Origin of the sequence: Pelomonas caseinilytica, assembly GCF_021353235.1 — a bacterium.
In the GTDB taxonomy this organism is placed as follows: Bacteria; Pseudomonadota; Gammaproteobacteria; order Burkholderiales; family Burkholderiaceae_C; genus Pelomonas; species Pelomonas caseinilytica.
Genome location: NZ_JAJTWT010000004.1, coordinates 171,789 through 183,636, shown reverse-complemented (window position 1 = coordinate 183,636; position 11,848 = coordinate 171,789). Strand labels below are relative to the sequence as shown.

The 11,848-nt window shown below is 72.6% G+C and carries 1 protein-coding gene; it reads left to right on the top strand.

Annotated features, from left to right (window positions below):
- Positions 1 to 5: 5 nt before the first annotated feature.
- The gene (locus LXT12_RS11445) at positions 6 to 11,771 is read left to right on the top strand and encodes a YDG domain-containing protein (protein WP_233392128.1); all 11,766 of its coding nucleotides are present in this window, start codon (positions 6 to 8) and stop codon (positions 11,769 to 11,771) included.
- Positions 11,772 to 11,848 lie beyond the last annotated feature (77 nt).

Sequence of the window (11,848 nt, the reverse complement as noted above, 5' to 3'; positions counted from 1 at the left end):
GTGCGATGAATCGTGCGTTCAGGCTGGTGTGGAACGACGCGCTGGGCGCGTTCGTGGCCGTGGCCGAACATGTGAGCGGACGCGGGAAGGGCCGCTCGGGCTCCTCCAAGGCCGTGGTCGGCGCGGTGCTGGCCGGTGCGGCCCTGTCGGCCTTCGCCCAGCAGGCGCCTCCGGCTGCCAATGCCCTGCCCCAGGGCGGCGTGGTGACGCAGGGCCAGGCGCAGTGGACCCAGAGCGGCGCGCGGCTGGACGTGAACCAGAGCAGCAACCGGGCCGCCATCAACTGGCAGAGCTTCGACATCGGTGCGCAGGCGCAGGTCCGCATCAACCAGCCCGGCGCGGGCTCGGTGGCGCTGAACCGCGTCGTCGGCAGCGACGTCTCGCAGATCTTCGGCAAGCTCTCGTCCAACGGCCAGGTGGTGCTGGTCAACCCCAACGGCATCGTCTTCGGCCAGGGCGCCCAGGTGGACGTGGGCGGCCTGGTGGCCTCCACCCTCAGCCTCGCTGACGACGACTTCATGGCCGGTCGCATGCGCTTCACGCGGGGTGCCACGGCCGGCGCCGTGGTCAACCAGGGCAGCCTCTCGGCCGCGGCGGGGGGCTATGCCGCCCTGCTGGCGCCCGAGGTGCGCAACGAGGGCGTCGTCAGCGCCCGCCTCGGCACGGTGGCCCTGGCCGGCGGCGACGCCGTCACCCTCCACTTCGATGGTGCCCAACTGCTGGGCATCAAGGTCGAGGCGGGCACGCTCAGGACGTTGATCGAGAACCGCCAGGCCCTCGTGGCCGACGGCGGGCAGGTCATCCTCGCGGCCGGTGCGGCGCGCCAGCTGCAGCAGCAGGCGGTGGCCGGCGGCAGCAGCGCCACGCAGATGCTGGAGCAGGACGGCGTGGTGCGCCTGGTGAGCAACACGGGCAGCATCTCGGCCCAGGCGGGCCGCGTGCAGATCGATGGCGGCAACGTCGAACTCGCCGGCAGCATCGCAGCGCGCGAGGGCGGTCGCATCCAGGTGCAGGGCGACTACGTGGGCCAGTCCGGCAGCCTGGACGTCTCGTCCACGCGGGGTGTCGGCGGCGCGGTGCAGTTGCAGGCCGAGACCCTCGTGCAGACGGCCCAGGCCGCCATCACGGCCGACGGCGCCGCGCAGGGCGGGCGCATCGCGGTGACGGGCAGCACCGGCGCGGGCAGCGCTTCGACGATCTACAGCTCCGGCCGCTTCAGTGCCCAATCGGGCGCGGGGCAGGGCGGCAGCATCGACCTGACCGCCTCCAGCGTGCAATTGCGCGCGGCCATGCTCGATGCGAGCGGCGCCCAGGGCGGCCGTCTGCGCGTGGGCGGGGGCTTCCATGGTGCCGATGCCGACCTCGGCAACGCCACCACGGTGGGCGTGAACGCCTCCACCGTGCTGCGCGCCGACGCGACCGGCATGCGCGGCGACGGTGGCCAGGTGGTGGTGTGGTCCGACGCCAGCACGCAGTTCGCCGGGGCCGTGAGCGCCCACGGCGGTGCGCTGGCCGGTGCAGGCGGCCAGGCCGAGGTGTCAGGCAAGCAGGACCTGGTGTTCCAGGGCCGGGCCGATCTCGCCAGCCACGACGGCCGCGCCGGCCGGCTGCTGCTGGACCCGCGCAACATCATCATCGACAACGCCGGCAGCTCGCTGGCCAGCCTGGACCTGGCCGACCCGACGCCGTCCGCCACCAACGGCTTCGGCACCTTCACCCAGGTGCTGGGCAACGGCAACGTCATCATCTCCGCGCCCAACGCCAGCACCGGGGCTACCACCTCCACCGGTGCGGTCTACCTGTTCAACAGCCAGACGGGCGCTTTGCTGTCCAACCTGCGTGGCAGCAATGCCGGCGACCAGGCGGGCAGCGGTGGCGTGCAGGTGCTGGCCAACGGCAACTACCTGGTGCTCAGCCCCAAGTACGGCACGATCAGCGGCGTCAACACCTTCAGCCTGGCCACGGGCGACCCCTACAGCTCGGCCGGGGCCAGCGCCTACGCCATCCAGTCCGGCAGCACGGCCTCGGCCGGCGCCATCACCTGGCAGAGCGCGGCGGGCAGCGGCAGCGCCTCCATCGGCAGCGGCAACAGCCTGGTGGGCAGCACCGCCAACACCGACAGCGTCACCTCGCACGGCTATTCCGGCCTGACAGTGACCAACGGCGCCAGCGTGACCATCACGGCCAACGACCGGCTGGGCAACGTCACCACCTACGACGCCTGGGGCAGCGTGGCCGTCGAGGGCACGACCCGCATCGTCGAGCTGACCGATGGCAACGTGGCCATCGCCGCGCCCAACTGGTTCAACGGCCGCGGCGCGGTCGCGTGGATGAACGGCAGCACCGGCGCGCTGGCCAATGCCGCGGCCGGCGGGGCGGTCTCGTCCGGCACGGCCCTGGTCGGCAGCACCGGCATCCGCAGCCTGGCGCCGGTCGACACCGACAGCAACAGCAAGTCGGTCTACGTCATCGGCCTGAACGCCTCGCTGCCCCTGGTGAACAAGGACAGCGGCAACGCCAACCTGCGCACGGCGCCTCCGGGCGCGGGGGGCGATGCGGTGGGCAACACGCTGACGGCCCTGTCTGGCGGCGCCTACGTCGTCGCCAGCCCGCAGTTCACCGATGGCGCGAGCGTCTACACCGGCGCGGCCACCTTCGGCGCGGCCGGCGGCAGCGTCGGCGCCGTCTCCAGCGGCAACAGCCTGGTGGGCAGCCACAGCTACGACTTCGTCTCCAGCGGCGGCGTGCAGCCGGTGGGTGCCGGCCAGGGCTACGTGGTGGCCAGCCCCTACTGGGCGGACGGCGCCAATGGCACCGCGGGGCACTTCCTCCAGAACAGCCCGAACGGCGCCGTCACGTGGGTGAACGCCACGAACGGCAACATCTTCGGCCTGGGCGCCACGGGCGGCGCGGTGGGCAGCAGCAACAGCCTCATCGGCGGCGTGGGCGACCTGCTCGGCAGCCTCTCCAACGGCAGCAGCCTGCCCACGTCGACGCGCATCTACAACGGCAGCGACACGCTCAGCACGCGGGCCACGGCGTCCGGCACCGGCGTGAAGCTGCTGAAGAACGGCAACTACCTCGTCGTCGATACCGACTGGAACAGCGGCCTGGGCGCCGTCGCCTTCGCGGCGGGCGGCACGGGCCTCGCCGGGGCGGTGAGCGCCAGCAATGCGCTCGTGGGGGCGAGCGCCGGTGACGGCGTGGGCTCGGGCGGTGTCCTCGAGCTCTCCGGCAGCCACTACGTCGTGCTTTCGCCCAATGCCGACGTCGGCGCGGTCGATGGCGGCGCGGCCACCTGGGGCTCGGGCACGGCCGGCATCAGCGGCGCGCTGTCCGCCAGCAACAGCCTCTACGGCACGACCGCCAGCAGCCGCGTCGGCTCGGGCGGCGCCATTGCCGTGGGCACGACGGGCGGCGACGGCCTGAGGCCCAACGCCATCGTGCTGAGCCCGCAATGGGGCAACCGCAGCAGCGACACGAGCACGGTGTCCTACGGTGCCGTCACCTGGCTCGACGGCGGCACCGGCTACGCCACCGGCCAGAGCGCCGCGGGCGGCGCGGTTTCGTCCGCCAACAGCTTGGTGGGCAGCCACGCCGGCGACTACGTCGGCAGCCTTCACTACGCCGACCAGCGCGCCACCAATTACACCAGCGACGGCAGCAACCTGTCGCAGGTGACCGGCGCCTGGAATGCCGTGCTCAGCGCCACCGTGGACCTGCTGGCCAATGGCGACTTCCTCGTGCGCAGCCCAGGCTGGGACGGCGGCAAGGGCGCCGTCACCTGGGGCAGCGGCGGCACGGGCCTGGCGGGCGCGGTGTCATCGTCCAACAGCCTGGTCGGCAGCACGGCCGACGTGGTCTCGACGAGCAGCAGCGTCGCCACGCGCGGCGGCCTGAGCTTCACCGACACGACCTACCGGCTCACCACCACGGGCGATCACGTCGGCCTCGTCGGCCAGGCCCTGGCCAACGGCAACTACGTGGCCATCAGCCCCTACTGGAACGGCGGCCGCGGCGCGATCACCTGGGTGGGCAGCGGCAACCGCGCCGGCACCGTGTCGTCGGCCAACAGCCTCGTGGGCAGCACGCCCGACACCTACAGCGACGCCAACCAGAGCGCCATCACCGCCACCGGCGACCGGCTGGGCACCCTGCCGAGCACCAACTGGGTGGTGCCGGTGGTGAGCGAGACGACGGTCGGCGGCAACACCCACACGACGGTGAACTTCCTGCCGGTCGGCCCGTATTCCTTCGCCACCGCCAGCGTCGTGAAGACGGACGCGGCCTTCGGCGCAGGCGCCAACATCACCATGGGCAAGAGCTACAGCGTCGCGCCCGCGCACAACGCCTCGCTGGACGAGTCCTACGGCTACCTGACCACCAACTTCCTCTACAACGGCTATCCCATCGTCCAGCAGCTCGCCAACGGCAACGTGCTGGTGGCCAGCCCCGGCTGGAACGACACCGGCGCCGCGCAGGCGGGCGCCATCTCCTGGATCAACGGCGCCACGGGCGCGCTGGCCGGCGGCGGCAGCGGCGGCACGCTGTCCGCGGCCAACAGCCTGGTGGGCAGCCATGCGGGCGACGTGCTGGGCTTCCGGCTGCCGGTGGACGGCTTCACCGAACTCGGCAACGGCAACTTCGTGCTGCTCAATCCGCAGTGGTGGGACGAGCGCGGCGCGGTCACCTGGGGCAGCGGCACCGCCGGCGTCACCGGCACCGTGGGCAGCGCCAACAGCCTGGTCGGCGACACGGGCTCCGGCAGCGTCGGCTTCACCGTGCCCAACGCCGTCTACAAGATCGTGCGCGGCCATGTGCTGACTGCCGACTGGGTGGACCGCAGCTCCGACAACGCCGGCGACCGTGTCGGCGACGGCGGCGCTACGGTGCTGGCCGACGGCAACGCGGTCATCGGCTCGCCGCTGTGGCAGCAGAGCACGCCATGGAGCAAGACCGCCGCGCCCTCGTCGCTCGGCGCCGTCACCTGGCTCAACGGCGCCAACGGCCAGCTGCGCACCGGCGCGGCGGGCGGCAGCATCAGCGCCACCAACAGCCTCGTGGGCACGCAGGCGGGCGACGCCGTCGGCTACTCCGCCTGGGTCGACCCCAGCTCGGGCCAGCACTACATCACCCCGGGCGTGACGGCGCTGGACGCCGGCCGCTACGTGGTGGCCAGCCCCTGGTGGAGCAACGGCGCGACGAACGGCGTCGGCGCCGTCACCTTCGCGGCCACGGGCGGCATCGCCGGCACCGTGTCGGCCGCCAACAGCCTGGTCGGCGCCACGGCGGGCGACCACGTCGGCCGCAGCCTCTCGAGCTACGACCCCTACACCTTCGGCGCGCAGATCGACTCCGGCGTCGTCGTGCTGCGCAGCGGCGGCGCCACCCACTACATGGTGCGTTCGGTGGACTGGACCAGCACCTACGGCAACGGCGGCGCCACACCGGCCGCCGGCGCAGGAGCCGTGACGTGGGTGGACGGCAGCAATGGCCACGCCTACGGCGAGTCGGCGGTCGGCGCCGCCGTGTCCGACGCCAACAGTCTCACCGGCAGCAGCGCGGGCGACGCCGTCGGCGGCCAGAGCATTGCGCTCAAGCGCAACGTCAGTGGCAGCCTTGTCGAGACCGGCGACCTGCTGCTGCTCAGCCACTACGCCTTCTGCGGCGTCGCGGGCGCGGGCGCCATCACGCTGTTCTCCGGCGCGCATGGCGCGGCCGGCCCGGTGAGCTGGCGCAACAGCCTGATCGGCGCCTTCTCCGCCGCCGACGGCCTGGCCACCACCGGTTTCGACGGCTGGAGCTTCACGAGCGACGTGCGCGCCACCGTGCTGCCCGCCGCCGTCACCAGCGCCGAGCAGGTCGCGTGGCGGCCGCTGGTCTGGGCGGCGCCCAACGCCAGTTCCGGCAACAACGCGAGCCATGCCTACGGCCTGACCCTGCTGGCCGACAGCGCCGCCGCGCCCACGACGGTCGACCAGGTCAACGGCAGCGGTGGCAACGCCAACTGGGCGGGCAGCCTCTTCGCCGGCAATGCCGCCGGCCTGACGAGCGCAGGGCTGAGCAGCGGCACCCTGGGCTTCGCGGCCAACACCGGCGCCGACGTCGTCATCACGCCGGCCGCGCTGACGGCGCTGCTCAACGCGGGCACCAGCGTCACGCTGCAGGCCAACAACGACATCACCGTGCTGCGCGACGTCATCGCCTCGGCCGGTGGCGCCGGCGGCAGCCTGACGCTGGAGGCGGGCCGCTCCATCCACCTGCGCGCCAACATCGGCACCGACGGCGGCAACTTCGCCGCGCACGCCAACCTCAGCACCGGCGTCGTCGATGCCGACTGCAGCGTCTGCACGGCCATCATCACGCAGAAGGCCGGCACCACCGTCTCCACCGGCGCGGGCAATGCCGAGTTCACCATCGCCGAGAGCAGCAGCAAGACCTACAACGACGCGGGCACCCTGCGCCTGGCCTCGGTGGACGCCACCCAGGTGCTGGCCAGCAACGCCGGCGTCGACGCCAGCAACCGCGGCCAGGGCGTGCGCTTCCAGCCGGGCGCCGTCGTCGGCAACAGCGCCACCGAATACCTGACGCTGCGGGCCCGCGGCACCAGCGCCCTTGGTGGCGGCCTGGTGGTGGGCACTGACACCCAGCTCGTCGGCGCGCCCTGGGCCGTCATGTGGGCGAGCGCCTCCCTCGACAGCCTGGCCGTCACCTTCGGCGGCAGCACCAGCACCGGCTTTGCGATGACGGCCGGCGAGATGGGCCAGCTCATCCAGCACACCAGCGGCTTCGGCGGCCTGATCTTCGGTGGCGGCGGCCAGGCGGGCCTGACGACCGTCGGCAACGTCGACTTCACGCAGGCCTCCATGCAGCGCGGCGGCGGCGCCCTCGATCTCGGCGTGGTCTTCGAGACGGGCAGCGGCGGCATCAACCTGACCGGCGCACTCAAGTCCGGCGCCGACGCCGACCACGGCCTGGAGCTGACGAGCTGGGGCGGCAACATCAACCTGGCGGCGACCTCGTCGCTGGTGGCCACCTCGGCCGGCTCGCTGTCGCTGCGGGCGCCTTCGGGCGGCTCCATCACCCAGGCCAGCGGCTCGACGCTCAACGCCAACCGCGTCAACCTCGACAGCGACGGCAGCATCGCCCTGAGCAACGGCACCAACACCATCGGCACGTTGACCGGCCAGGCCGGCAGCCTGGACCTCAAGACCAGCGGCAGCCTGACCGTGGGCGTTTCCGGCGGCAGCGGCCTGCAGGTGAATACCGGCGCCGTGATCCGCACCGTCGGCGCGACGGCCGACCTGACGCTGGACAAGCCCGTCAGCACCAACAGCGGCGACCTCGTGCTGGCCGCCGGCCGCAACTTCGTCAACAACAACGCCGTCGACACCGGCCTGAGCGTGGGCACGGGCCGCTACCTCGTCTACGCGGCCACGCCGTCCGGCACCACCGAAGGGATGACCGGCTACGGCAAGCACTACGCGCAGGCCTACAGCGCCGGCAGCACGCCGGGCTACGCGGGTAGCGGCAGCTGGTTCCTCTACAGCACCGCGCCGACGCTGAGCGTCAGCGTCGGCGCCGGTGCGACCATCACCTACGGCGACCCGGGCAGCGTGCCAGGCGTCGCCGTCACGGGCTTCATCGACGGCGACACCCTGGCGTCGGCCACGACGGGCAGCCTCAGCGTCACCACGGGCAGCTACACGCCCTCGGGCGCGGGCTTCATCCCGGTGGGCACCTACGCGGTCAACCTCACGGGGCAGGGCACGTTCGCGTCGTCGCTGGGTTATCAGATCAGCGTCACGACGGGCAGCAGCAATTTCGTCGTCAACCCCAAGGCCATCAACGTGAGTGGCCTGAGCGCCGCCAGCAAGGTCTACGACGGAACGACCACAGCGCAGGTGACCGGGTCGGCCTCCATCGCCTCCGGCGGCAGCACCAGCGGCGACGGCAAGGCACTCAACGGTGACGTCATCTCCATCTCCGGCACGGGCAGCGGCGCCTTCGCCGACCGCCACGTCGGCACGGCCAAGTCGGTGACGCTCTCCGGCCTCACCCTCGGCGGCGCGGACGCCGGCAACTACACCATCAGCGCAGGCTCCGTGCAGGCCGACATCACGCCCAAGGCGCTGACGGTCGGCGGGCTGAGCGTCGCGGCCAGCAAGGTCTACGACCGCGGCACCGCCGCCACCGTCATCGGCAGCGGCACCCTGCTGGCGAGCGAGGCAGGCGGCGCGGGCAGCACGGCCGACGGCAAGCCCTACAGCGGCGACACCGTCTCGCTCACGGGCAGCGCCACGGCGACCTACGACAGCAGCCAGGTCGCCTTGGCCTCGCTCGTGCAGTTCGGCGGGTTGACGCTGACCGGCGCCCAGGCCGGCGACTACACACTGAGCTTCGGCACCCAGGCGGCCACCATCACGCCCAAGGCGCTGACCGTGACCGGCACGACCGTGGCGAACAAGGTCTACGACGGTGGCATCGTGGCGGCGCTGAGTGGCGGCAGCCTCTCCGGCGTCGTCAATGGCGACACGGTCACGCTGACCCAGGCCGGCCATTTCGCCGACAAGAACGTGGGCACGGCCAAGGCCGTCACGGCGGCAGACAGCCTGGGCGGCACCGACGCCGGCAACTACGCGCTGACCCAGCCGACCAGCCTGGCGGCCGACATCACCGCCAAGGCCCTGACCGTGACGGGTACGACGGTGGCGAACAAGGTCTACGACGGCGGCACCGCGGCCACGCTGACGGGCGGCAGCCTGCAGGGCTTGATCAATGGCGACACGGTCACGCTGACCGAGACGGGCCATTTCGCCGACAAGAACGCCGGCACGGCCAAGGCCGTGACCGCGGCCGACACGCTCGGCGGCGGCGACGCCGGCAACTACACGGTGACGCAACCGACCGGCCTCGCGGCTGACATCACGCCCAAGGCCTTGACCGTGACCGGCACGACGGTGGCCGACAAGGTCTACGACGGCGGCACCGCGGCCACGCTGACGGGCGGCAGCCTGCAGGGCGTGGTCAATGGCGACACGGTCACGCTGACCCAGGCCGGCCATTTCGCCGACAAGAACGTGGGCACGGCCAAGGCCGTCACGGCGGCAGACAGCCTGGGCGGCACCGACGCCGGCAACTACGCGCTGACCCAGCCGACCAGCCTGGCGGCGGCCATCACGCCCAAGGCCATCACGGTCATCGGCACGACGGTGGCCAGCAAGGTCTACGACGGCGGTATCGCGGCGGCGCTGAGTGGCGGCAGCCTCTCCGGCGTCGTCAATGGCGACACGGTCACGCTGACCCAGGCCGGCCATTTCGCCGACAAGAACGTGGGCACGGCCAAGGCCGTCACGGCGGCGGACAGCCTGAGCGGCACCGACGCCGGCAACTACGCGCTGACCCAGCCGACCAGCCTGGCGGCCGACATCACTGCCAAGGCCCTGACCGTGACGGGCACGACGGTGGCGAGCAAGGTCTACGACGGTACCGCTGCCGCGACGCTGGGCGGCGGCAGCCTCGTCGGCGTGGTCGATGGCGACACGGTCACGCTGACCGAGACGGGCCATTTCGCCGACAAGAACGCCGGCACGGCCAAGGCCGTGACCGCGGCCGATACGCTCGGCGGCAGCGACGCCGGCAACTACAGCCTCGTCCAGCCCGCCGCGCTGACGGGCACCGTGACGCCCCGCACCGTCACCGTCACGGGCACCGCCGTGGCCGACAAGGTCTACGACGGCACCACGTCGGCGACCCTCGTGGGCGGCAGCCTGGTGGGCGTGCTGGGCGGCGATGCCGTCACGCTGGTCCAGGCCGGCGACTTTGCCGACCGCAATGCCGGGGCTTCCAAGGCCGTGATCGCCGCCGATGCGCTCACCGGTGCTGATGCCGGCAACTACAGCGTCAGCCAGCCCACCGGCCTGAGCGCCGCCGTGAGCGCGCGCACGGTCACCATCAGCGGCAGTGTCGCCAGGGGCAAGGTCTACGACGGCACGACGCTGGCGACCGTCACCGGCGGCAGCATCGTCGGCCTGGTCGGCGGCGACGCCGTCACCCTCGTCCAGTCCGGGCTGTTCGCCGACAAAAACGTCGGTACCGGCAAGGCGGTTACCGTCACTGACACGCTGGCCGGTGCCGCGGCAGGCAACTATGCCGTCAGCCAGCCCACGGGCCTCACGGCCGACATCACGCCGCGGGCCCTCACGGTCACCGGCCTGCAGGCGCAGGACAAGGTCTACGACGGCACGCTGGCCGCGCAAGTCAGCGCACAGGGCGTGCAGTGGCAGGGCCTGGTCGCGGGCGATCAGGTGCGCGTCGACAGTGCCAGCGGCAGCTTCGCCGACAAGAACGCCGGCGTGGGCAAGGTGGTGGCCGTGCTCGCCTCCCTCGGCGGCGTGGACCTGGGCAACTACGCCGTCACGGTGCAGTCCCAGTCGAGCGCCGCCATCACGCCGCGCGGCCTCACCGTGACGGCCGACGACCAGCACAAGGTCTACGGCGACGCCGACCCCACGCTGACCTACCGCGTCGGCGGCCAGGGGCTGGTGGCCGGCGACTCGGTGGCCGGCAGCTTCGCGGGCCAGCTGGCCGCCGACACCGGCGCCCAGGCGACCGCCGGCAGCCACGCGATCACGCTGGGCACGCTGAGCGTGGACGCGAACTACCGCATCACCCAGTTCGTGCCGGCCACGCTCGCCGTGGACAAGGCGCCGCTGACGCTCACCTTCAACCCGCAGACCAAGGTCTACGGCGCCGCGGATCCCGCCGCGACCTGGAGCGTCGATGCCAGCCAACTGAAGTACGGTGACGGCTCGGGCGTCGTCCAGCTCGTGAGCGTCTCGACCGCACAGGGTGCGCAGGCGACGGCGGGCACCCATGCCATCAGCGGCGCCGCGACGGCGAGCAACTACCAGGTCAGCGTGCGCGACGGCGTGCTGACCGTGACCCAGGCCCCCCTGACCGTCACGGCGGACGACAAGACCAAGACCGCGGGCGAACAGGACCCGGTGCTCACCTGGTCGCTCGACGCCAGCCAGCTGCGCTACCAGGACACGGCGGCGGTCGTGCAGAACGCCAGCCTCAGCGCACCCACCGGTGCCGGCACGCCGCCGGGCAGCTATGCCATCCAGGTCCACGGCGCCACCGCTCAGAACTACGCGCTCACGCTGGTGGACGGTGTGCTGACGGTCAAGCCGTCGCCGGCCGTCAAGTCCGAGAACCTGCAGGTGCAGGTGAACGAGACGCCCGCGGCTGCGCTGGCCCATGCGACCGTCACTCAGCCGGTGCTGAACGCGCCGCTGCCGGCCGCCGGCAGCTCGGGCATGGGGCCCGCCGGTTCCCTGACGGTGCTGGGCGGTGGCGTCGCGGCGCCGCCGGCCCCCGCCATTGGGGATGCCGCGGTGACCGGCCCGGCCGCCGCGCCCGCTGCGGTGGCGCCCGGCGTTGCCGGCGGTGCGGCGCCGCAGCCCGCCGCGGCCTCGGCCGCGCGGCTGGTGGTGCTGCAGCCGGTGCTGCAGGTGCCGCCCTTCGACCTCGCCCAAGGCATCGCGGTCGACCGGCTCTTCAGCCCGCCGGCCGGAGTGCAGGTGACCTACCGCGCCACGCTGGCCGACGGACGTCCGCTACCCGGCTGGCTGCGCATCGACGCGCAGTCCGGCCGGCTGCAGGGCCTGCCGCCCGCGGGCGTGGGTGTGGTGGAAGTGCGGATCGTGGCGCAGACCTCCGACGGCCAGTCGGCCCAGGCACGCATCCGCCTCGGCGACGACCGCTGATCCGGCGCAGCCCGGTTCCCCGGCCCCGATGCGTTGGCGCGCACCGGGGCCTTTTTACGTGTGCAGGTCGCCGCACT